Genomic DNA, 21,702 nt, shown 5'->3' with positions numbered 1-21,702 from the left:
GGCCGTGGCCAAACCCCGGCTGCTGGTCACCACATCGACCTATCCGCGTTGGCCCGGTGACCCCGGGCCGGCCTTCGTGCACGAACTCGCCCGGCGTCTCGCCGAACGGTTCGAGGTGCGCGTGCTGGCACCGCATGCGCCTGGCGCCGCGACGTACGAGCACATGGACGGCGTCGAAATCCGTCGTTTTCGCTATGCACCCGCCGCCCTGGAAATGCTCGCCTACGACGGCGGCATCCTGCAGAACCTGCGCATGCATCCACTGCGCACCCTGCTGTTGCCCGGTTTCGTGCTGGCGCAGTGGTGCGCGGTGACCGCGAGCCTGTGGCGCTGGCGACCGGCCTCCGTGCATGCGCATTGGGTGTTGCCGCAGGGCTTGCTGGCCCGGTTGGCGCTGCTGCCGTTTCGCGTCCGGCCGCCATTGCTGGTGACGCTGCATGGCTCGGATCTGTATCGCCTGACCGGCGGTTTCGCCGCGCGCCTGCGCCGTTGGGTGTTCGCCGGTGCCGCCCAGGTCACGGTCGTGAGCGACGCGATGCGCCAATCGCTGCTCGAGGCCGGACTGTCCGCAGCCGCCGTGCAAGTGGCGCCCATGGGGGTGGATCTGCAATCGCGTTTCGTTCCGTCCGTCGATAGCGTACGCGACCCCGCGAGGATTCTCTTCGTCGGACGTCTGGTCGAAGGCAAAGGGCTGGGGTCCCTGGTCCGCGCCCTGCCGGCGATCCGGGCCGCGATCCCCGAGGCCCGACTCGACCTCATCGGCGACGGTCCTTTGCGCGCCGGTCTGGAACAACAGGTTGAGGCGCTGGGACTCGCGGCACACGTCCGCTTCCTCGGCCCCTGCCCGCAAGAGGTCTTGCCTGAACACTATCGGCGCGTCGCCGTGCTCGCGGCTCCCTTCGATCGCGCCGAAGGCTTCGGTCTGGTGCTGGTGGAAGCCATGGGTTGCGCCTGTCCGATCGTCACTACGCCCTGGACGCCGTTGGCCTCGTTCATCGGTGACGACGGGCGAGTCGTTGCCGCCGACGATGTCGCCGCCCTCGCGACGGCGCTTATCGCGACCCTGTCGGCGCCCGAAGAAGCCACGCGTCGGGCGCAGGCCTTGGCGAGTCGGGCCTCGCAAGCATTCGGCTGGGCGGCAGCAAGCGAGCGTTACGCGGCCATCCTCTCGACGTTGACGGAGACCCGCGCATGAGCGGCGTCGATTCGTCCGCGCCGCGGCAGAAGATCCTGTTCCTGGGCAAGCGCCACTACACGAACAAGGATGCGTGGACCGAACGCTTCGGCCGAATCTATCGTCTGCCCGCGCAGTGGGCGCGCGCCGGCCACGAGGTGCGGCTGTGGCTGATCGACTACCACGGTCGCGAGATCGTCGAGGCCACGGACGGGGATCTGGCCGTGAGTTCGTGTCCGCCGCTGAGCCTGGGCCTGTTCGTGCGCGCCGCGCGGGCGCTGCGCTTCCGGCCCGCGGTCGTGGTCGCCAGTGGTGATTGCTACATCGGCGGGCTCGGCTGGCTGCTCGCCCGCCTGTCGGGTGCGCGTTTCGTGTTCGATGTCTATGACAAGTACGACGAGTTCGCCGGCTACGTGCGACCGCTGGGCTGGGACCTGTTCGGATTCCTGCGCCGGCATGCCGACTGGCGACTGTATCCGTCGACGCCGCTGGCGACGTTCTATCGCACCGCGCAGAGCGAAGCGCATGATCTGGTCGTAGCCAATGGCGTCGATGAAAACGTGTTCCGTCCTTTGCCGATGGCCGATTGCCGTGCGCGTCTGGGCTTGCCTCAGGACGCGAAGATCATTGGCTATTTCGGCAGCATGGAAGCCGATCGCGGCGTGAACGATCTGATCGCAGCCGTGGCGCGACTGCGCGAGGCCGGCGAGCCGATCCGTCTGCTCGTCTGCGGACGTCAGGACCCCGCCACGCCGCTGACCCGGGAATGGATCGACTATCGCGGCCTGGTCGCGCATGCCGACATGCCGGCCTACCTCAATGCCTGCGATGTGCTGGCCCTGCCGTATCGCAGTTCGCCGTTCATGGACATGGGCGCTTCGTGCAAGATCGCCGAATACCTGATGTGCCGGCGGCCAATCGTGAGTACCCGCACGCCCAATTTCGTCGGTAATTTCCCGCGCCAAGCCGATGAGCTGGGCGAGGGCGTCAGCACCGCCGGCGACAGCGATGATCTGGCACGCGCGATTTCCCACCAGTTGCAGCATCGTCTCGTTCCTTCGGTGCCCGAAGACATGACCTGGACGACGATTGCGCAGCAGGCCCTGGCCTTTCTTTCCACACCGCCCGCGCCCGACGCGCGTGCACGATCCTCCTAGGCAGACCGGCAACCCATGGCGAACAAGGCTCGAATCCTCTGCGTGGTCGGTACCCGACCCGAAGTCATCAAGATGGCGCCGGTCATCCTCGCCCTGCAGGGCAGCAACTGGGCGCAGGTGCGCGTCATCGCCACAGCGCAGCATCGCGGCCTGCTCGACCAGGCCCTGGCCGATTTCGGCATCGTGCCCGACCTCGATCTGGACCTCATGCAGGAAAACCAGACCCTGGCCGGCCTCACCTCGCGCCTGATTGCGCGCCTGGACCAGGTGCTCGCAGACGAAGCGCCGGATTTCGTATTCGCGCAGGGCGACACGACCACGGTGTTCGCGACCGGGCTGTGCTGTTTCTATCGCGACATTCCCTTCGGTCATGTCGAGGCGGGACTACGCACGCATCAGCGGCGTCTGCCGTTCCCGGAAGAAATGAACCGGGTATTCGCCTCGTACCTAGCCACGCTGCATTTCGCGCCGACCGAGGCGGCGCGCCGGCATCTGTTGGCCGAAGGCGTGGCAGAACAGACCATCCATCTCACCGGCAACACCGTCATCGATGCGCTGCACTACCAGGTGGCACGAAGCGAAGACGTGGTCTTGCCGCTGACGCCCGGCTTGCGCACGGTGCTGGTGACGGCGCATCGCCGCGAGAGTTTCGGTGCGCCGCTGGAAGAAATCTGTGCCGCTTTGCGCGAGCTCGTGCAAGGGCATCCGGATATCGAAGTGCTGTTCCCGGTGCATCCGAATCCGAATTCGGGCGGTCGGGTGCGGGAGCGCCTGGCGGACGTCGAGCGCATCGTGCTCGTCGACGCGCTCGACTACCGGCATTTCGTCGCGGCGATGCAGCGCTGCCATTTGATCCTCACCGATTCGGGCGGCGTGCAGGAAGAAGCGCCCGCCTTGGGCAAGCCGGTCTTGGTGCTGCGCGAGCAGACTGAGCGTCCGGAAGCGGTGGACGCCGGCGTAGTGCGCCTGGTCGGTCACGATCGCGCCCTGATCGTGGCCGCCGCGGGGCGGCTGCTCGACGATCCGCAGGCCTATGCCGACATGGCGCGCGGTGTTTCGCCGTATGGCGACGGGCACGCGGCCGGCCGGATCGTCGCGGCGGTGCGGGCCCTGCTGTTTCCCGACGCCGATCTCCCGTCCTGAATTCGCCCTGCGGTTTTGCCTCGCCGTCGCGAATGCCGGATGATGCGCGCAGCGCCTCGCAGGAGAACGGACGACGTGGGCACCGACAAGGATTGGCAGGCATGGGGCGAACAGGATCCGTATTTTGGCGTCCTCAGTTCCCAGAGCTTCCGCAAGTCGAATCTGACGGAAGAAAATCGCGCCGAATTCTTCCGTTCGGGCGACGAACACGTGGAGGCGGTCTTCGCCAAGATTCGCCGACACCTCGACAGCGATTTCAAGCCCGCGCGCAGCATCGATTTCGGCTGCGGCGTCGGTCGGCTGGTCATTCCTCTGGCCAGGCGCTGCGCGGAAGTCACCGGCATCGACGTTGCCGATTCGATGCTGGCCGAAGCGCAGGCCAACTGCGCCGCGCAGGGCATCACCAATGCCCGCTGGGTGAAGTCCGACGACACGCTGTCGCGGTTGACGGGCGACTACGATTTCATGCATTCGGTCATCGTGTTCCAGCACATCGCGCCGGAGCGCGGGCTGAAACTGGTGGCGCAACTGCTGGGCCATCTCGCGCCCGGCGGCGTCGTGGCCTTGCAGTTCTTCTATCGCTGCGACGCGCCGAAGCTGGTGCGCGCCCTGGTCAAGCTGCGCTATCGCTTTCCCTTTCTCAATACCCTGCGCAACCTGGTCAGCGGCCGACCGCTGCGCGAGCCGACGATGCAGCTGCACTGTTACGACCTCGACGCCCTGATCGACGTGTTCAAGGCGGCCGGCATTCCCGCCGTGCACCTGGATCTCTACGACGCGTTCGGTTTCCAGGGCGCGATGATCTATGCAAGGAAGGCGGACGCTGAGTGATGGCGCATGAAAGCCGCGCTGACCGGAACGGCATGATCGTGGACCGCGCCGGCCACGGTGCGGGCGAAGCGTCCGCGCCAATACAGATCACCACGGTCATTCCGACTTTTAGGCGGCCCGCGCTGCTGCGGCGGGCGATTCTCAGCGTGCTGGCGCAGGAGGGGCCGTCCTTCCAGGTCTGCGTCTACGACAACGCCTCGGGCGATGAAACCGCCGCCGTCGTCGCGGAGCTCGCGGCGGTCGATGCGCGCGTCAAGTACTACTGCCACGATCACAACATCGGTCCGTTCGAGAATTTCCAGCACGCCCTGGCGCGCATCACCACGCCGTATTTCTCCACGCTGTCCGACGATGATTTCCTGTTGTCGGGATTCTTCGAGGCCGGCATCCAAGGGCTGGAAGCGCATCCCGAGGCTGTGTTCTGGGCGGGATTGACGATCCGGCAGACAGGCGAGGGCACCGTCGTCGCGGCGAGCCTGGAAAACTGGCCGCGGGAAGGCCTGTTTCTGCCGCCCGAGGGCATGTTCGAAATGCTGCGCGGCAATCCGCTGTGCTGGACCAGCATCTTGTTCCGACGCGAGGTGCTCGACGAGGTCGGCTTGCTCGACATGCAGGTCGGCGGTCCGGCCGATCTGGACTACTTGTTGCGGGTCACCGCGCGCCGGTCCTATGTGATTTCCAAGAAGCCCGCGGCCGTGTTCCTGCTGAGCCAGCAATCTTTCAGCGAAACCGCACCGTTCGCCGCCTTCTGGCCGGGATGGCTGAAGCTGATCGACAACACCCAGGCCATCGCCGAACTGCCCGGTCCGGCGCGCGAGCGCGTGCAGCAGATTCTCCATAGCGACGCGCGGCGCATGTTGTTCCGGCGTGCGGCCGGCGCGCTGGCCAAACGCAATTACCCCTTCGTCCGGCAGTCGGCGGACGTGCTGCGCCAACACTATCGCGAACGTCTGCGCGGCGCCCTGCTGTCCTCGCTGACCGGACTATGCTCGCGGGTTGGTTGGCTGCAGAAACTCTATTCGGGCGCCTACGCCGCGCTGGAGCGGCGCCTGATCAAGTCGCGCAGCGGCCTGCAAGAACGCTACGGCGACTACACCCGCCCGCTGTAGTCGCCAGCCGCGCTCGCTGCGCTCAGTCGCCGATGATCGCGTAGGAAATGCGCGGTTCGAAATCGAAGCGGCGCACGCGGATCGATTTCAGGTCGAGCATTTCCATGACCGCGATCGTCTCGCCGGGGAAGGCTTCCTCGTTGAGTTCGTCGAACACCAGGACCGATCCCTTCGGCATGCGCGGCAGGAACTGCTCGAGCGCGATCTTGGTCGGCTGGTAGATATCGAAATCCAGATACAGGCAGCTGATCACCAGATGCGGGTAGTCCTTGAGGAACTGCTTGGCGGTGACGGCGAAATCGCCCTTGACCACCTGCACCTTGGGAAAGTGATTGAGATAGCGGCTGATGTCGTAGATCTCGATTGCCTTGAGGATGTCCTCGTAGGCGCCCTCGGCTGCGAATCCGTGTTCCTTGAGGTGCGCCGATTTGCGCTCGGGACGGCCCTTGAGGTCGGCCTTGTCGATGGACGGGAAGCCGGTGAACGTGTCGAAGCCGATGATGCGGCGCTGGAAATTGTACGGCTCGAGTATCGTGCTGAGTTTGGCGAAGCTGAGCAGGCCGCCGCCGAAGAGCACGCCGCATTCGACGATCGAGCCCTGGATATCCTTGATCAGCTTGAAGATCTCGTAGCGCGCGAGAAAACGCGCGAGATTCTGCCGCGGTACGTATTTGGCGAAATTCTCCAGCTTCTCCGTCGACGAACCCGGGCTGTTGTTGAAATAGTCCTCCAGCGCCTCGCGCGAGGAATAATCGAAGGTCGACTGCGTACGCGGGTCGTGCATCGTCGGCGAGGTTTCGCGCTTGGCGCCGGTCGGGCGCAAGGCCGGCTTCGAGGGAGCGGGGGTCTTGGATTTCACGGTCGGCTGCCTGCTGTCTGATGGGGAGAGGCCCAGCGACCGGCGTCGAGGGGTTCGAAATCCGAGGCGCGCAGGAAATCGCCCAGGGTGGTGCCGGTGGCACGGCTGTCGATGTTGGCCGCGCCGCGGCCGGCCTCGAGGTCGGCGAGGTTCACGGTGCGGAAATCGATGCTGAAACGCGTCAGGCCCGACTGGTTGGGCGCGGTCGAATGCAGGTGCGCCGCCGAGAACAGGATGGCATCGCCCTTGGTGCCGGCGATGCGCAGTTCGCTGCGCGTCTCCACCGGCGCCAGCGGCAAAGGATGCTTGCGCGTGTCTTCGGTGACCTGGCTGCTGGCCATCGTGCGACCGACGCGACACCACTCGCCGTAGTCGAAATCCGCAGAACTGTTCTCGACCGGCCGGTCCCAATACTCCGGGAAGAAGGACATGGCGCGTTCGGCCGTGACCTCGAACACCGGCATCCACCAGTTCACCTGCGCCGTCGGGCTGGCGTACCAGATGTCGCGATGCGCCTTGTAGGCGTAGCTGACGCCGGAGGACAGATAGCCGCCGTGCGGCACCACGCGCAGGCGCGGCACGTCGAAGTACGTCGTTTCCAGATCGCATCCGAACGCGATGAGCACCTCGCGCACAAGCTTCTTGGTCTGCAGGTCATTGGTGAAGCGCGACTTCAACGGACCGACCTTGGCGATGAACTGATCGACCGGCAGCGCGAATTGCGCGCGTTCGGGATCCTCGGCCGAGAGCATCTCCGTGATCAGTGCGATCGCATGGTCGGCCAGGGCCGCCGTGGCGTCGCGGGGCGTGTGGACCAGCAGCGCACCCTCGAACAGGCGCTGCCGTCGCTGCGCGCAGTCGAGATCGTGATTGAGGATGATGCCCACCATGAATCGTGCTCCCTGGGGTTCCGGCGTCGACGGCTATTGTGGGCTGCGACGGGTGAGCCCTGTCCAGTGTTGCGAGATCACCTCGCGCACCGCCGGCGACACCAGGCCGGCGACGGCCAGCACCGGCAGGCCCGTCGCGATCAGGGCAACGGCCCCCGACAGGCCGGATGGGACCTGGGGGACCAGCAGGCGCATGAGCAGGGCGGTCAGAATCGCGGCGATCGCCGGCGGCAGCATGTCCTGCAGATACCAGGCACGCATTTCGCCCTTCATCAGCACGCGATGCATGAGCGGCACGCTGATGCACAGGTAGCCGACATTGAGCGCGATCCACGCCGTCGCCGCGCCGCGGCCGCCGAAGCGCTGGGACAGCAGCCAGACCAGCGGCACGAACACCACGACCGCCACGAGGTTCTGCAGCATCGACAGGCGCGTCCAGCCATTGGCCAATTGCAGCGCAAAAGGCAGGTACATCAGACCGTTCAGCGCGGTGCCGATCACCAGCAGGGACAGCACGGGGCCGGCTTTTGCCGCGAGCACGGCATCGTTCGTCCAGAGCAGCAGCAGATCGCCTGCGAACAGCACCATCATCGCCGCGACGGCCATGACGAACACGGCCAGAATCTGGTTGCTCTGGTGATACAGCTTCACCAGCAGGTCGTGTTTTCCGGCAGTAACCAGCCCGGTGAAGCGCGGGAACAGCGCTGCGAAAAACGGCTGCACGATGCCGGTCAGCGCCGAGGCCACGGTGGCCGCGACGACGTAGTAGCCGAACTCGTTGAGCGGCAGCAGCTTCGCCAATACCACGCGATCGGACTGCATCAGGAAAAACGACAGCGCGACGGTGCCGGCCATGCCCAGCGCAAATCCGCGCAGTTGCCGCAGACGTTCGGCCCGGAACGTCGGTCGGTGCGCATCGGTCGGCAGCAGGCGCCAGAGCAGGAAGGCCGAGGTCAGCGTATGCAGCGAGGCGACCAGGACCTGCCACCACAGGAATGCTTCGATCGTCGGCGAAACAAAAGCGATGACCAGGGCTGAACCAGCGCCGCGCAAGGTCGCGAACACGGCATTGAGCGCATTGAGTGCCACTTGCCGTTCCAGGCCGCGCAGACCGCCGGCATACAGCCCGCAGGGCCACTGCAGCGCGGCGGCCAGACCCATCAATGCGATCGCGTGGGCCGTGCGCGCCGACGACAGCGACACCGGGTTGAGCAGGCCGGTCGCGATGCGTTCGCTGCCGGCGATCACCGCGAGGGCGATGACGATGCCGACCGGCCAGTACAGGCATTCGAGCGTGCGTACGAGATCGCGTTTTTCGCGGGCGCTGGCGCCCGAGTGCGTGTAGCGGGCGAGCTCGCGGTTCAAGGTCGCCGACAGGCCCATGTCGAGGATCAGGAAGAACGCCTGCAGGCTGAGGAAGAAGCCGATCAGTCCGTAGGCTTCAATGCCGAGAACATGGATATAGACGGGAATGAAGGCGACGCCCATCGCCATCGTCCAGATCTGTCCGCCGAAGTTGGCGACCAGATTGTTGCGCAGTCGGTTCACGGGCCTGCGCGCCGGCGATCAGACACGACGCAGGAAGCCGTCGGGTGCGACGGTGATGAGCAGCTTGTCCTCGACGCTGCGGTCGATCTCCAACCGCAGTGGCGCGCCGTCGGCAGCAACGCGACCCTCCTCGCCCAGGATGCGCAGGTACTGCCAGACCGCTGTTTTCGGATTGTCGCCCTTGCCCCAGGGACGGTCGGGCGTGAGTGCGTCGGGCAGGTCTTCGACCACGGTGTCGAAGACGATGCAATAGCTTCCTTGGCTGGTCAGCGGCGCGTACGCCTCCAGTTCCGCGAGCACGTGCGCGTGGGTGTGGTTGGAATCGAGGATCACCATGATCTTTTGGTAACCGCTCGCCGCCGCATGGATGCGCGCGACGATGTCGGGCGCGATCGACGAGCCCTGGATCATGTCGATGCGATGCGACAGCGGGTGCGCGAGAATGGCGGCATGGTTGTGCGCGCGGATGTCGATGTCGACGCCGAGCACGCGCCGGCGCGTGGCTTTCGGATCCAGCGTCCGGCCCTCGGTTACCGCGTCGCAGTAGTCGAGCAGGGCGAGCATGGAGGCGCTCAGGATCAGCGACCCGCCATGGGCGATGCCAGCCTCGATGATCAGGTCGGGGCGGACCTGCCAGATCAGTTCCTGCAGGGCGACGATGTCCTGCGGGTACTGGATGACCGGTCGCCCGAGCGCGGAAAAATTGTACGAATACATCGCACCGATCGACGCCTGCATGAAACTCTGCGCGGCGGCGGTCAGGTCCGCGTCGTTGCGGTTGGCCTGAATGCGCGCGGCCACTTCCTTGCTGAAATCGGTCATTGTCCGTCCACCGGGATGTAGTTGAGTCGGTCTCCGCCGAGCGCGCGGATTTCGGCGATGTAGTTGGAGTTCATGACGAAGACGTCGTCGCCGTCCTGCAGGCGCGCAAGGCCCTGCGCGGGCGACAGCACCGGCAAGCCCGTGCCGGCGAGGAATTTTCCCTGCTTGGCCGGGTTGATGTCGATCGCGAAATCCAGAGCGATGCCCTGGGCTGCCAGATGATGGGAGAACATCACGCCCTTCGCCGCCGCGCCCCAGATCGCACGATGGGCGGCCGGCGATGCGGCGCCGTGGCGATGCAGTTCGCGCAGGAAATCGTCCGGGAACGCCACGGCCTCGGGCGCGCTGCCCTGCGCGGCGTCGCGCAGCGAAGCAAGCTCGGCCACGGCGTACAGGTACTGGCCGCCGAACAGATGTCCGGCCTCGTGCACCGTCGTGAACAGGCGCAGGAAATCCGGCAGCCGGAAGTAGTTGACGTGCTCGTAGAAAACATCGAACCAGGCGCGCTTGCGCATGATCCAGTCCAGACAGGGGACCTCGATGTAGATCCGGCCGCTGCCGCCGTTTGCCGCCGCGATCGCGCGCAGGAACTGCTGCGGATCGGGAATGTGCTCGAGGACATGGCGCAGCACGATGGCATCGGCGCGCAGCCCCAGCGAAGCATCGAAGTGTTGCTTGTGGATATACGGTGCGTCGCCTTCGTACGCGGGATCGATGCCGGACGCGTCGTGGCCGCGTTGGCGCATCAGGTCGAGGAAACCGCCTTTTCCGCAGCCTACTTCCAGAATCCGGTCACCGCGGAAATGCCGGTCGATCTTGTCCAGGACTTCGTCCATGTGTTTCTGGAACGCCGGCGAAAAGCCCTGCTCGTTCTGGTAGGTCTCGTCGTAGCGCAGTTTGTCCGGGTCGTAGGCGGCGTTGAACACCAGGCCGCTCGCCCGGTCCTGGACGAGCACGACGTCGCCCAAGGGGCACCCGCGCGCGTCGGCCGCGCTGTCGAACATCTTGTTCTGATAGGCGGGCACGCCGTCGATGCGGAACAATTCGCGCGTTGTCACGAAACCCCCAGCAAAGCGTTGAGCCTGGCGCGGCTGCCCCAGAATGCCATGGGTTCGATCTCGGAATACGGAAGGCGGCCCAGGTTCATCGCGATGTCGGCGCCGGCAGCGTCGATCCACGACTGCACGAGGCGACGGACGGTGATCGGCCTGCCGCTGCACAGGTTGACCACGCCGGTGTCGCCGCGCAGGAGGGCGACGTCGACGAGCAGGCGGGCGGCCTCGCGCACCGGCAGGAAATCGCGGACCTGGTCGCCGCCGGACATGTCGAAGCCGGCGTCGCCGCGCTGCAACGCCGCCTGGAACAGTGGGTACAGCGATTTCTCCGATTGTCCTTCGCCGAACAGATAGAACAGCCGGAGCCAGGCCAGTTCGAAGTCGGCGTCGGCCTGCCAGGCTTGCAGCTCCTGGCGCAGCCGGTCCTTGGCGCGGCCGTATTGCGTGCACGGTTGCGTCGGCGTCTGCTCAGTGAGTTCGCCGGCGGCGAGGCCGTATTCGAAACAGGTGCCCGTGACCACGAGGCGTTTCAACCCGCCGCGCACGCAGGCCGCAAGAAAGCGGATTTGCGCGGGCAGTTCGGTCTCCACATGACGCGTGGACTGGTAGTTCGGCAGCCCGTCCCAGGCCAGATGAATCAGCACATCGGGCTTGCCCATCGCGGCGAACGGATCCTCTCCGCCGTCGGCGACGTCGAGCACGACCGACGCATGAGGGCCGGGGATCGACGCGGCGCGCGCGGCGGTGCGCGCCACGACGACGACGTCCTGTTCGCGTTCGTGCAAGGCCTGCAGGACATGGCGCCCCACGAATCCACTCGCGCCGGTGATCGCGATCCGCACGCCTAATCCACGTGCAGCACGGGAACGGCCGTCACGAACCGACCGCCCCATTCGCGGATGTAGGCGAGCTGCTCGGTGATTTCCTGCCTCAGGTTCCACGGCAGGATGATCACGAAGTCCGGCCGGTCACGCCGCAGACGCTCCTCGGCGACGACCGGAATGCGCGAGCCGGGCAGATAGCGTCCCTGCTTGTGCGGCGAGGCATCGACCACGTACGGCAACAGGTCGGGCCTGACGCCAGCATAGTTGAGCAAGGTATTGCCCTTGGCCGCGGCGCCGTAGGCCGCGACTTTCCGGCCGTCGCGTCGTTGCGCGAGCAGGAATTCGAGGAACCCGTTTTTCACCGCATCGGCCTGGGTCTGGAAACCCTGGTAGTAGGCGAGGTCGCGCATGCCTGCCGCTGTCTCGCGCGCCAGCAAGGCGGTGACCGCCGGTGTCTGCGTGCACGCGCTGTCGGCATGCGCCGCCCACAGCCGCAGCGATCCGCCATGCGTCGGCAATGCCTCGACATCCCAGACGGTCAGTCCGTGTGCCGCGAACACCGCACACACGGTATGCAGCGAAAAATACGAAAAGTGTTCGTGGTACACCGTGTCGAACTGCCGCTGCGCGACCAGTTCCAGCAGATGCGGAAATTCCACCGTGATCGTGCCCGTCGCGGCCAGCGCGCGCGCCAGGCCGGCGACGAAATCGTTGAGATCGGGCACATGCGCGAGCACGTTGTTGGCGACGATGAGATCGCAGGGCCGGCGTTCGCGCACGAATTGTTCAGCGAAGTCACGCCCGAAAAACCGCTCGATCGATTCGATGCCTTTGGCGCGGGCGGCCTGCGCGGTGCCGGCCGTCGGTTCGATGCCCACGCAGGGAATGCCGCGTGCCGCGACGTACTGCAGCAGGTAGCCGTCGTTGGACGCGATTTCCATGACCAGGCTGTTGCCGTCGAGACCGAGGCGCGCGCTCGCCTGCTCGACATAGCGCTCAGCATGCTGCAGCCACGAGCGGGAGAAGGACGAGAAATACACGTAGTCGGGCGCGAACAGCGCCGTATGCGAATGCGGTTCGTCGACCTGCACCAGCCGGCAGGCGGAGCAGGTGAACAGTTTCAGCGGGAAATAGGTTTCCGGCGCATCGAGCGCCTCAGGCGCGAGGAACGCGTTCGACGGCGGCGCACTGCCCAGGTCGAGGAACACATCCACCAGAGGCGTGGCGCAGAAGCGGCACTTCATGCCTCGACTCCTTCGAATTGATCGTCGAGCAAGGGCGCATGGCGATCCAGTTCCGACACCTGCGTCACCGGCAACGGCCAGTCGATCGCCAGGCGCGGATCGTCGTAGCGCAGTCGGTTTTCGTAATCGCGATTCCAGGCCGCGGTGTGCAGGTACAGCAGTTGCACGTCGTCGGTGAGGGCCTGAAAGCCGTGCGCAAAACCTTCGGGAATGAAAACCTGCCGGGGTTGCTCGGCCGACAGTTCCACGCCATGCCAGCGCAGATACGTCGGCGAGCCCCGGCGCAGATCGACTGCGACATCGAGCACGCGACCGGACAGGCAACGGATGAGCTTGGCTTCGGCGGCCGGTGGCCGCTGGAAATGTAGGCCGCGCACGCTGCCGCGCGCGAAGGTCGTGGACAGGTTGATCTGCGGGAAATGCAAACCCGGACGCAATGCGGCGAGTTCGGCATCGCAGAAAACGCGAACGAAACGGCCGCGCGCGTCAGCAACGGTGTCGGTCTCGATCACCGTCAGTCCCGACAGCGGCGTGCCGTGCCATTTCATGCGGCCCAGCCCAGCCCGGCGGCGCGCGCATCGGCGAGGTAGTCGTGCAAATCGTCGCGGCTGAGCAGGGCGCCGCGTTCGTGGAAGGCGCGATACCAGGCGATGGTGCGGGTGATGGTCGTCTCGGCATTCCACACGGGGCGCCAACCGAGCTCGCGTGCGGCTTTGCTGCAATCCAGGCGCAGCGTCGGTGCTTCGTGCGGATGCGGGCCGGGACTGGCTTGCTCGTGCACGCCGGGCCACTGCGCGCGCATCGCGGCCACCAGGTCCGCCACGGACAGGGTCGCGTCGCCGGCCGGGCCGAAATTCCAGGGCCCTTCGACGCGTTCGCCGGCGAGCAGGGCTTGTCCGAGGCGCAGATAGCCCGACAGCGGTTCGAGCACGTGCTGCCAGGGCCGGATTGCGTCCGGATTGCGCAGCCGCAGGGGCGAACCCGCGACCGCCGCTCGAACGAGATCGGGCGCCAGACGATCCTCGGACCAGTCGCCGCCACCGATCACGTTGCCGGCGCGCGCCGTCGCCAGGGCGGCTGCCGGTGCGTCGGCGCCGCTGAAGAAACTCTTGCGATAGCACTCCGAGACCAGCTCCGCACAGGCTTTGGACGTGCTGTAGGGATCATGCCCGCCCAGCGGCTGGTCCTCGCGGTAGCCGCCTTCCGAGGGTTGTTCCAGATAGACCTTGTCGGTGGTGGCATTCACCACTGCGCGCAGCGACGCACAATCGCGCAGGGCCTCGAACACGTTCACCAGGCCCATCACATTGGTTTCGAAGGTCGCGATCGGTTCCTTGTAACTGCGTCGCACCAACGGCTGCGCGGCGAGATGGAACACCACCTGCGGCTTTGCCTCTGCCACCACTGCGCGCACCGCGTCGATATCGCGCACATCGGCACGCTGGTCGCGCACGGTCGCGAGTTGCAGCAGGGGCCAATGCGCGGGCTCGGTGTCGGGCGCCAGCGCCAAGCCGGTGACCTCCGCCCCCATGGCCTGCAGCCAAAGGCACAGCCACGACCCTTTGAAACCGGTATGTCCGGTGACCAGCACGCGTGTGCCGTCGTAGGCGCCGCCGAAGAGATAGTTCAGGGCCATACCTTCCAGGGTGCCTTGCCGCTGTCCCACAATTCCTCAAGCTTGATCTTGTCGCGCAAGGTATCCATCGGCTGCCAGTAACCGTGATGGGCATAGGCGGACAGTTGGCCCTCGCTGGCCAGCGATTCGAGCGGGTCGCGTTCCCAGATCGTCGCGTCGTCGGCGATACGGTCGATCACGCGCGGTTCGAGCACGAAAAAGCCGCCGTTGACCCACGATCCGTCGCCCGAGGGTTTTTCCTCGAAACGGGTGATGCGCCCATCCTTGATGTTCAATGCGCCGAAGCGGCCGGGCGGCTGCACGGCCGTCACGGTGGCCTGCGTTCCCTTGCTGCGGTGGAATTGCACCAGGGCGCCGATGTCGACATCGGAAACGCCATCGCCGTAGGTAAAGCAGAAGGTTTGGTCGTCGAGGTATTGCGCGACGCGCTTGAGGCGGCCGCCGGTCTGCGTGTCCATGCCGGTATCGACCAAGGTGATCCGCCAGGGCTCGGCGTGCTTGTGATGCACGTCCATGCTGTTGGAGCGCAGATCGATGGTGACGTCGGAGCGGTGCAGGAAATAGTTGGCGAAGAACTCCTTGATCAGGTAGCCCTTGTAGCCCAGGCAGATCACGAAATCGTTGATGCCGTGATGCGAATAGATTTTCAGGATGTGCCACAGGATCGGCATGCCGCCAATATCGATCATCGGCTTGGGGCGAACGGCGGTTTCCTCGCTGATGCGGGTGCCCAGGCCACCGGCCAGAATGACGGCTTTCATAGGTTGGGAGAGCTCTTGATGGGCGCCGCCCCATCCTATCGCAGAAGGCGACGTCCTTTAACCCGGCGCCCCTGGCGGGGCGCTATTTCGCTGGTGTCGCGGCGCGGGCGTTGATCGCCGCGATGGCCTCGCGATTGATGGCGGCATCGTCGACCAGCAGGCGGCGCAGCAACGGTCGTCGCGATGCGTCGTAGTCGCGCAAGGTCTCGATCGCCATTTCCGGCACCCCCGCCTCGACGAGGTATTTCGCTTTCAGCCTCGGGATTTCGGGATCGGGATCGTACTTGGCGACCTCGTCAAGTTCCTTCAGCGCGGTGTCCAGGTCGCCGTGACTGGCCGCCAGCGTGTGCCGCTGGTAGTGCAACTGGCCCAGGGCGTAGCCATCGGCCTGGAACGCGGGATTACCCAGCAGGGCCTCGGACAGGCCCAGCCACTGCGTCTCGCCGAGCACCGGCGCGCATTCGCCGGCACTGGCCTGGGTGCGCAGGGACGACATCGTTTCGACGGCGAAATGGCTCCAGGTCGCCTGGCTCAGGCGCAGGCGCAGGGCATCGACATCCTTCGCCGTCAGCGTGCGCATGCGGCAGCTGACCATCGCCGAACTCAGGTCCAGGCCGACTTCTTTGGGCCGGAGTTTGCTTGCGTCGGCGAGGATCTGCCGGGCGCCATCCATCATGCCGGTGTCGAACAGCCGCGAGGCGAACGCAGCCTGCGAGCGCACCGAGGCGGGATGCCGGCTCGCCCAGAAATAGGTGAGCTTGTCTTCGTTGGACCAGACCTGCGCGTACAGCGCACTTGCGAACAGGCTCGCGAGCAGCCACAGGCCCAGCACCAGGCTGCCGGCGCGACGCGGCGTGTCCATGGGCAGCGACGCCAGTCCCGCGACGATCGCAAAAAGCGGCCCGATCAGCGGCAGGTAATTACGGTGTTCGAAATACAGCTCGAGCGGAATCGGTCCTGCTTCCAGCGCATGCCCGCCGAGATACCAAAGAATCGCGAACGCGAGCAGCGGACGGCGTTGGCGCTGCCAGAATGCCAGCGCAAGTGCGGCAACAAGGCCGACGATCGCCGCGAGCGTCGTCCAGGGTTGCAGCAGGCCGCGCGAAGCGACGAGGTCATCGTGATAGATGCCGTATTGCGCGTAACGCGGCAGCACGATGTCCGTCAGATAGTCGAAGATCATGCGCGGCTGCGTCATCAGGCGTTCGGCGAGGGTAAAGTCGCGCGTCGGCAAGGCCGCGAACGGATCGCGCATCAGGTACGCGAAATACGCGGCGAGCAAGGCCAGCGCGGGAAACAGCAGCAGGCGGCGCAGCTGGCGCAATCGTGCCGGCAGGTTCGCAACGTCCGCGCGCAGCAGCGTCGCGTCGAGCACCCAGGCATACAGCGGAAGCAGAACGCCGTTTTCCTTGCACAGCACCGACAGCCCCGTGCCGAGCACGATGCCGCCGGTCAGCCATGCGGCGCGACGTCCCGCGGACAAGTATTGGCTGGTGAGCCCATGCACGTACGCCAGCAGGCCGAGCAGCACGAACAGGGTGGAGAGCAAGGTCATGCGCTGCACGACCAGCATGACCGTGGAGATCTGCATCGGATGCACCAGCCACAGCGTGGCCGACAGACCCGCGATGATGGCGGCGGCTTTCGCGTGGTCGGGCAGGGCGATGCGCGCCACGCGACGGAGCAGCACGAAGATCAGGCCCGCATTGATCAAATGCAGTGCGAGATTGACCAGCTTGAACGGAAACGGGTTGTCCGGCCAATCGGCCTGCTGGGGCAGGAAGCTGAGCATGGCCAGCGGCCGCCCCGGGAATCCGCGGGCCTCGGCCAGGAACTGGCCCAGCTTGCGCCAGCTGTCGATGTCGCCGAATTTCGAGAGCACGCCCAGATTGGGGAAGTCGTCGAAAATGAAAGGACCGCGCAAGGCGGGCCAGGCGAGAAACAGGTAGAGGGCGACGATGCCGAGCAGGAGATACGGCGCGATGGTGTGGCGCGCCGTCTGCGTGGGGTCTTGCATGAGGAAGGGCTGCCCGTCACCGAAGAGAGGGCAGCTTACCCGAATGGTCGAGGATTACTGACAGGTCTGCGGCAGATAGCGCGCGGCAATCGCTGTGCTGCACAGCCAGCGGGACGGACCGGAATCAACGCCCGTCAACGTAAAGGTGATGTTTCGACCGGCCAGGGCGTTCGACACGCTGCCTGTCGCCTTGAAGGTCATCACCAAGGTGCAACCGCCGCTGGCCGTCGCGGTGCCGCCAGCCACGGTCTGGGCGACATAACGACCGCTGATGCTGGCCGCAGGCGGAATGCCGGTCGCGTTATTGGCGGGGCAGGTCGCGTTCTGGGTGAAGGCCTCGGTGACCTTGGTCTTGAGGCCGTCGGCGATGCTGAAGGCTTCTGCCAACTGCGCTTTGGCCACGTAGTCCTGGTATTGGCTGATGGCGATCGCGGCCAGAATGGCGATGATGGCGACGACGATCATGAGTTCGATCAGCGTGAATCCCCGATGCGATTTCATTGTTGCTTCCCCGAAATTTGATTTGCCGGACAGCATTCCCCACAAAAATGCATGCAAGTTTCGGGCCAAGCGCGTGAAGGCCGTCGCGCCGACCGGGCAAAAAAAAAGCCCCGCCGAAGCGGGGCCTTTTCTTGCGACTACTAAGCTATTACTGGCAAGCCTGCGGCTTGTACTTGGCAGCAATGGCCGAGGTGCAGCGCCAGATGAACGTGCCGCCGGTGTCAGCACCGGTGAACACGACGTCCTGCGACACCAGCGGGGTGGCGACCGAACCGGCAGCCTTGAAGCGCACGGTGATCGTGCAGGCCGGGGCGGTACCAGCGATGGTGCCCGTCAGCACATAGCGACCAGCGTAGCTGGCGGCCGGCGAGAAGCCAGCGGTGGCGTTGGTCGGGCACTGACCGGTCTGGGTGTAGGACTCGACAACCTTGGTCTTCAGGCCGTCAACGATCGACGGAGCTTCCGAGAACTGCGACTTGGCGACGTAGTCCTGGTACTGGCTGATGGCGATGGCGGCCAGGATCGCGATGATGGCGACAACGATCATCAGTTCGATCAGGGTAAAGCCTTTCTGGTTCTTCATGGTGTATCCCCTAGGGTTATGGATTTGTAGCTCACGTGCACCGTCATCCGCGTTTCCCGTCCTTGGTTGACGGACGCAATATACGTGCCTGTATGACCTTGCATCATCCGTGCCAACAAAGCTAGCCGGGTGGGTGTGAAGCGGGTCACGGTTAGTGTACGGAAAACACGCCCCGATTCGGCAATCTGTGACCCTCAATGTGCGGAATCTTGCGCTGTGTCACAAAGTGACCCGGCACGGCACTAGAAGGCGACGGGGCCAAATCTGCCCAAGCGCGCGCAATCTGCGACGCGCAGGCGGCCTACCTATAAGAAGAAGGAAGTCGGCGGTCGGCCGCTTGGGCCCGGTCCGCACCCCCTGCCTATTCCATGCCCAGTTTTTTCAACTTGTAGCGCAGGGCGCGGAAGGTGATGCCCAGATGCGCGGCCGCCTTGGTCTTGTTGTAGCGACAGGCTTCGAGCGCTTTCTGGATGGCTTCACGCTCGATCTGCTCGAGCGCGTCGGGCAGGGCGGAATCGCCGTTCGGCAATGGCATCGTCGGTGCCGGCGCGAAAGCAGCACCCGGATCGGCCGGGGACGCGGCCGGGGCGCCTGCCGCAGGCAAGCCCAGGTCGGCGACGTCGATTTGCTGGTCGTCGCACAGGGCGACCGCACGTTCGAGGATGTTTTCGAGTTCGCGCACGTTGCCCGGGAACGGATGCCGGCGCAGCGCCTCGCTCGCGGCCGGCGACAGCGGCGGCACCGCTTCGCCGAGCTCGGCCGACAGCCGTTGCAGCACGGCCTGCGCGATCAGCGGAATATCGTCGCGGCGTTCGCGCAGCGGCGGCACCGGCAATTCGATGACATTGATGCGGTAGTACAGATCGTGGCGGAACTTGCCGTCCTCCACGAGCTTGACCAGGTTCTTGTGCGTGGCCGAGAGGATGCGCACGTCGACGGGCAGTTCCGCCGGCGCGCCGACCGGGCGCACGGTTTTTTCCTGGATCACGCGCAGCAGCTTGACCTGCATGTGCAGCGGCAGTTCGGCGACCTCGTCGAGGAACAAGGTGCCGCCATTGGCGACCTGGAACAGGCCGTCCTTGTCGACGTGCGCGCCGGTGAAACTGCCCTTCTTGTGCCCGAACAGTTCGCTTTCCATGAGTTCGGACGGGATCGCGCCGCAGTTCACCGGCACGAACGGGCGATCGTTGCGCGAACCTTGCTCGTGAATCAGGCGGGCGACGAGTTCCTTGCCCACGCCCGATTCGCCGCTGATGTAGACCGGCGCCTGGCTGCGCGCGACCTTGCCGATCGTCGCGCGCAATTGCTGCATCGCCACAGAATCGCCGATCAGGCGGTTGGACGCTGGTTGCTGCGAACGACGCTGTTCGCCGAGGTCCAGGGCGTTTTGCACGAGCCGGCGCAGCACGGCGAGATCGACGGGCTTGGTCACGAAATCGAACGCGCCGGCCTTGAGCGCGTTGACCGCGGCTTCGACGTTGCCGTAGGCGGTGATCATCGCGACCGGCGTTTCCGGGTAGCGTTGACTCATGTGCGTGATCAGGTCCAGGCCGGTGCCGTCGGGAAGACGCATGTCGGTCAGGCAAAGATCGTATTTTTCGGCAGTCAGCTGCGCCTTGGCGGAGGCCAGATCGGCGGCCGTATCCACGCGAATGCCCATGCGACCGAGGGTCAGCACCAGCAATTCGCGGATATCGCGTTCGTCATCTACGACCAGAGCGCTTCGGGGTGTGGTCATCGGTACCTGGGGGGATGGTTGCCGCTACAACATAGCCGAGTCGGGGGACTCGACCAACTCGCGTATGTTAGCCGTGCGCGGTCTCAGTTTGGATGAGGCTTTGCGATGCCGGCAAGGTGATACGGAAACAACTGCCGCCACCGGGCACCGATTGGTAGCTCAAGGTGCACAGATTGGCCTCGCATAGTTGCTTGGCGATATACAGACCCAGGCCCGTGCCGTGCTCGCTGGTGGTAAAGAAGGGCGCGAAGATCTGTTCGGCGACCCGGGCCGGAATGCCCGGACCGCGATCGAGCACTTCGATCAGCGGTGGCCCGTTCGGGCCGTCGGTGCGTGCGCCCAGGCTCACCTGCGCGGGCTTGCCGGGTTCGCGGCCGTAGGTCAGGGCGTTGTGCACGAGCACCGTCAGGACCTGATGCAGATGCTGCGGATCCACCATCGCCACCAGCGGCCGGCTGGGGTTCACCGCCTGCAGTACGTCGGTTTCCAGCGGATGATTGGTGCGGTATTCCTCGACGAAGCGGCGAATGAAGCCCGACAGCTCGAGGCTTTCGGTCTGCGAACGTTCGCGCCGCGCCAGGCCCAGGATGTTCTGCACGATGCCGTTCATGCGCTGGCATTGCGAATGGATGATCTCCAGCAGGCGCCGGTCGGTGTCGGGCATCGACGTCGATTCTTCGAGCAACTGCGTGGAATAGCTGATCGCCGCGAGCGGATTGCGGATCTCGTGCGCGATGCTCGCCGACAGGCGGCCGAGCGTGGACAGGGTCAGCTCCTCGGCGCGATCGGAATAGATGCGGCTGTCGTCGAGGAAAATCAGGAACAGCTTGTCGGTCAGGCTCAGCGCGACGAAGCGCGGCAGCACTTCCGGCGAGCCCTCGGCGAAGGTCATGGCCTTGGGCACTTCGCCGCGGCCCTGGCGCCATTGCCAGAGGCTTTGGTGCAGGCTGGGAGCCACCTCCGCGAGATCGCGACGGTCGGGCGAGGGGTTGCCCATGAGGGCCCAGGCCGCCTCATTGGACAGCCGGATGTGGTGGCCGCCGTCGACGACCAGCACGCCGGTGCGCATGCGGCGGATCACCAGCTCGTTGAGTTCGGACAGGTTGGCCAGTTCCTCGCCGCGCTTGTCGGCCAGGGCCTGGCTTTCGCTCATCTGCCGGCGCAACTGCTGGCCCATGATGGCCATGCCGATGTAGGTGACCGAGAACATCATCGCTTCGGCCGCCGTGCGGGCATAACCCGGGAACAGCAACTGATTGAACAGGTATTCGATGATGAGGGTCGATGCGGCCGTCAGCGCGAAGCCCAGGCTGGCCGTCGGCGTGAGGATCAGGGCGCCGGCGCCGATGTTGAAGACCATGAACATCGCGATGCCGCTCTCGCCGCCGTTCATCGCCAACAGCGCGACGCCGGTGGCGAAAATGTCGAACAGCAGGCCGATCGCGGTCAGTCGTCGAATGCGCCGGCCGATGCGGCGGGTCGCGAAGAGCAGGCCGATGGCGGCGCCGACATAGATCACGGCCGTCGCCTGCAGGATCGGCAGCTGCAGGATCTCGACCGTCATCTGGCCGAGCGGCGTGAAGGCCACCAGGGCCAGGATGCCCGCTTCCAATGTCCGGAAAAGGTTGAAGAAATACAGCTCGCGACGCTGCGGAACGGCGGTGGCAGCGGGGGCGGTCTGGGGCAGCGACATCGTGGGACGGCGAGCTCGGGAAGGCGCGGAGGCCTTGAGTATAAGCGTGATGGCCGCTTTGCCTTTGCCGGGGGGGTCGGCGACAATACGGCCCCTTTCGGGTCGGCGGCGTTCCAG

General features: G+C 65.5%; 20 protein-coding genes. 5 read left to right on the top strand and 15 right to left on the bottom strand.

Going from position 1 to position 21,702, the window contains the following annotated elements:
• The first annotated feature begins 4 nt into the window (after nucleotides 1–4).
• From G467_RS0112560 to G467_RS0112540, 5 genes are all read left to right on the top strand, one after another.
• Nucleotides 5–1,195, top strand: a complete 1,191-nt coding sequence (locus G467_RS0112560; RefSeq protein ID WP_022970092.1) for a glycosyltransferase — start codon at nucleotides 5–7, stop codon at nucleotides 1,193–1,195.
• Nucleotides 1,192–2,331: a glycosyltransferase gene (locus G467_RS0112555; protein ID WP_022970091.1), complete on the top strand. Its 1,140-nt coding sequence runs from the start codon at nucleotides 1,192–1,194 to the stop codon at nucleotides 2,329–2,331. Before G467_RS0112560 ends, G467_RS0112555 begins: the two co-directional genes overlap by 4 nt.
• A gap of 42 nt (nucleotides 2,332–2,373) precedes the next feature.
• Nucleotides 2,374–3,474: a non-hydrolyzing UDP-N-acetylglucosamine 2-epimerase gene (wecB, locus tag G467_RS0112550; RefSeq protein ID WP_026802654.1), complete on the top strand. Its 1,101-nt coding sequence runs from the start codon at nucleotides 2,374–2,376 to the stop codon at nucleotides 3,472–3,474.
• 75 nt (nucleotides 3,475–3,549) lie between these two features.
• Nucleotides 3,550–4,305, top strand: coding sequence for a class I SAM-dependent methyltransferase (locus tag G467_RS16755; protein WP_051130476.1), 756 nt, complete (start codon nucleotides 3,550–3,552; stop codon nucleotides 4,303–4,305).
• Between the two features lie 32 nt (nucleotides 4,306–4,337).
• Nucleotides 4,338–5,414 (top strand): glycosyltransferase family 2 protein, encoded by a 1,077-nt coding sequence (locus G467_RS0112540; RefSeq protein WP_026802653.1) that lies wholly within the window; start codon nucleotides 4,338–4,340, stop codon nucleotides 5,412–5,414.
• A gap of 22 nt (nucleotides 5,415–5,436) precedes the next feature.
• On the opposite strand, the gene G467_RS0112535 is transcribed toward G467_RS0112540, so the two are convergent.
• The 15 genes from G467_RS0112535 to G467_RS0112465 form a co-directional block, all read right to left on the bottom strand.
• On the bottom strand, nucleotides 5,437–6,273 hold the full coding sequence (locus G467_RS0112535; protein ID WP_211214067.1) for a TylF/MycF/NovP-related O-methyltransferase: 837 nt from the start codon (nucleotides 6,271–6,273) through the stop codon (nucleotides 5,437–5,439).
• Nucleotides 6,270–7,163, bottom strand: a complete 894-nt coding sequence (locus G467_RS17190; protein WP_022970086.1) for a hypothetical protein — start codon at nucleotides 7,161–7,163, stop codon at nucleotides 6,270–6,272. Before G467_RS17190 ends, G467_RS0112535 begins: the two co-directional genes overlap by 4 nt.
• Before the next feature lie 33 nt (nucleotides 7,164–7,196).
• The gene (locus tag G467_RS16745; protein WP_022970085.1) at nucleotides 7,197–8,711 is read right to left on the bottom strand and encodes an oligosaccharide flippase family protein; all 1,515 of its coding nucleotides are present in this window, start codon (nucleotides 8,709–8,711) and stop codon (nucleotides 7,197–7,199) included.
• A gap of 18 nt (nucleotides 8,712–8,729) precedes the next feature.
• Nucleotides 8,730–9,533, bottom strand: coding sequence for a cephalosporin hydroxylase family protein (locus G467_RS0112520; RefSeq protein ID WP_022970084.1), 804 nt, complete (start codon nucleotides 9,531–9,533; stop codon nucleotides 8,730–8,732).
• Nucleotides 9,530–10,591 (bottom strand): class I SAM-dependent methyltransferase, encoded by a 1,062-nt coding sequence (locus G467_RS0112515; RefSeq protein WP_022970083.1) that lies wholly within the window; start codon nucleotides 10,589–10,591, stop codon nucleotides 9,530–9,532. The genes G467_RS0112520 and G467_RS0112515 overlap by 4 nt, the downstream gene beginning before the upstream one ends.
• Complete coding sequence (locus tag G467_RS0112510; protein WP_022970082.1) at nucleotides 10,588–11,430, bottom strand: NAD-dependent epimerase/dehydratase family protein; 843 nt, start codon at nucleotides 11,428–11,430, stop codon at nucleotides 10,588–10,590. Before G467_RS0112510 ends, G467_RS0112515 begins: the two co-directional genes overlap by 4 nt.
• Nucleotides 11,431–11,432: 2 nt before the next feature.
• On the bottom strand, nucleotides 11,433–12,656 hold the full coding sequence (locus G467_RS0112505; RefSeq protein ID WP_022970081.1) for a class I SAM-dependent methyltransferase: 1,224 nt from the start codon (nucleotides 12,654–12,656) through the stop codon (nucleotides 11,433–11,435).
• The gene (gene rfbC / locus G467_RS0112500) at nucleotides 12,653–13,204 is read right to left on the bottom strand and encodes a dTDP-4-dehydrorhamnose 3,5-epimerase (RefSeq protein WP_022970080.1); all 552 of its coding nucleotides are present in this window, start codon (nucleotides 13,202–13,204) and stop codon (nucleotides 12,653–12,655) included. Before rfbC ends, G467_RS0112505 begins: the two co-directional genes overlap by 4 nt.
• Entirely contained in the window at nucleotides 13,201–14,292 is a 1,092-nt protein-coding gene (gene rfbG, locus G467_RS0112495) for a CDP-glucose 4,6-dehydratase (RefSeq protein WP_022970079.1), read from the bottom strand. The genes rfbC and rfbG overlap by 4 nt, the downstream gene beginning before the upstream one ends.
• Nucleotides 14,283–15,053, bottom strand: coding sequence for a glucose-1-phosphate cytidylyltransferase (gene rfbF, locus G467_RS0112490; protein ID WP_022970078.1), 771 nt, complete (start codon nucleotides 15,051–15,053; stop codon nucleotides 14,283–14,285). Before rfbF ends, rfbG begins: the two co-directional genes overlap by 10 nt.
• 82 nt (nucleotides 15,054–15,135) lie before the next feature.
• Nucleotides 15,136–17,070, bottom strand: a complete 1,935-nt coding sequence (locus tag G467_RS17620; RefSeq protein WP_022970077.1) for a hypothetical protein — start codon at nucleotides 17,068–17,070, stop codon at nucleotides 15,136–15,138.
• 54 nt (nucleotides 17,071–17,124) lie between these two features.
• Nucleotides 17,125–17,571 carry a pilin gene (locus G467_RS0112480; protein WP_022970076.1) on the bottom strand — a complete coding sequence of 149 codons (447 nt, stop codon included), beginning with the start codon at nucleotides 17,569–17,571 and terminating at the stop codon, nucleotides 17,125–17,127.
• Between the two features lie 148 nt (nucleotides 17,572–17,719).
• Nucleotides 17,720–18,154 carry a pilin gene (locus G467_RS0112475; RefSeq protein WP_022970075.1) on the bottom strand — a complete coding sequence of 145 codons (435 nt, stop codon included), beginning with the start codon at nucleotides 18,152–18,154 and terminating at the stop codon, nucleotides 17,720–17,722.
• 361 nt (nucleotides 18,155–18,515) lie between these two features.
• Complete coding sequence (locus G467_RS0112470) at nucleotides 18,516–19,892, bottom strand: sigma-54-dependent transcriptional regulator (RefSeq protein ID WP_022970074.1); 1,377 nt, start codon at nucleotides 19,890–19,892, stop codon at nucleotides 18,516–18,518.
• A 67-nt stretch (nucleotides 19,893–19,959) separates the two neighbouring features.
• The gene (locus tag G467_RS0112465; protein ID WP_022970073.1) at nucleotides 19,960–21,585 is read right to left on the bottom strand and encodes a sensor histidine kinase; all 1,626 of its coding nucleotides are present in this window, start codon (nucleotides 21,583–21,585) and stop codon (nucleotides 19,960–19,962) included.
• Nucleotides 21,586–21,702 lie beyond the last annotated feature (117 nt).

The organism is Arenimonas oryziterrae DSM 21050 = YC6267 (genome assembly GCF_000420545.1).
GTDB lineage: Bacteria > Pseudomonadota > Gammaproteobacteria > Xanthomonadales > Xanthomonadaceae > Arenimonas > Arenimonas oryziterrae.
The sequence above is the reverse complement of the archived record's forward strand: the minus strand, read 5'-3'. Positions and strand labels throughout refer to the sequence as shown.

Excerpts from the sequence above, each read along its gene's own strand:
- G467_RS0112555 (WP_022970091.1), top strand. The coding sequence starts at position 1,192 with ATGAGCGGCGTCGATTCGTCCGCGCCGCGGCAGAAGATCCTGTTCCTG.
- G467_RS0112540 (WP_026802653.1), top strand. The coding sequence starts at position 4,338 with ATGATCGTGGACCGCGCCGGCCACGGTGCGGGCGAAGCGTCCGCGCCA.
- G467_RS17190 (WP_022970086.1), bottom strand. The coding sequence starts at position 7,163 with ATGGTGGGCATCATCCTCAATCACGATCTCGACTGCGCGCAGCGACGG.
- G467_RS0112520 (WP_022970084.1), bottom strand. The coding sequence starts at position 9,533 with ATGACCGATTTCAGCAAGGAAGTGGCCGCGCGCATTCAGGCCAACCGC.
- G467_RS0112505 (WP_022970081.1), bottom strand. The coding sequence starts at position 12,656 with ATGAAGTGCCGCTTCTGCGCCACGCCTCTGGTGGATGTGTTCCTCGAC.
- rfbC (WP_022970080.1), bottom strand. The coding sequence starts at position 13,204 with ATGAAATGGCACGGCACGCCGCTGTCGGGACTGACGGTGATCGAGACC.
- rfbG (WP_022970079.1), bottom strand. The coding sequence starts at position 14,292 with ATGGCCCTGAACTATCTCTTCGGCGGCGCCTACGACGGCACACGCGTG.
- rfbF (WP_022970078.1), bottom strand. The coding sequence starts at position 15,053 with ATGAAAGCCGTCATTCTGGCCGGTGGCCTGGGCACCCGCATCAGCGAG.
- G467_RS17620 (WP_022970077.1), bottom strand. The coding sequence starts at position 17,070 with ATGCAAGACCCCACGCAGACGGCGCGCCACACCATCGCGCCGTATCTC.
- G467_RS0112480 (WP_022970076.1), bottom strand. The coding sequence starts at position 17,571 with ATGAAATCGCATCGGGGATTCACGCTGATCGAACTCATGATCGTCGTC.
- G467_RS0112475 (WP_022970075.1), bottom strand. The coding sequence starts at position 18,154 with ATGAAGAACCAGAAAGGCTTTACCCTGATCGAACTGATGATCGTTGTC.
- G467_RS0112470 (WP_022970074.1), bottom strand. The coding sequence starts at position 19,892 with ATGACCACACCCCGAAGCGCTCTGGTCGTAGATGACGAACGCGATATC.
- G467_RS0112465 (WP_022970073.1), bottom strand. The coding sequence starts at position 21,585 with ATGTCGCTGCCCCAGACCGCCCCCGCTGCCACCGCCGTTCCGCAGCGT.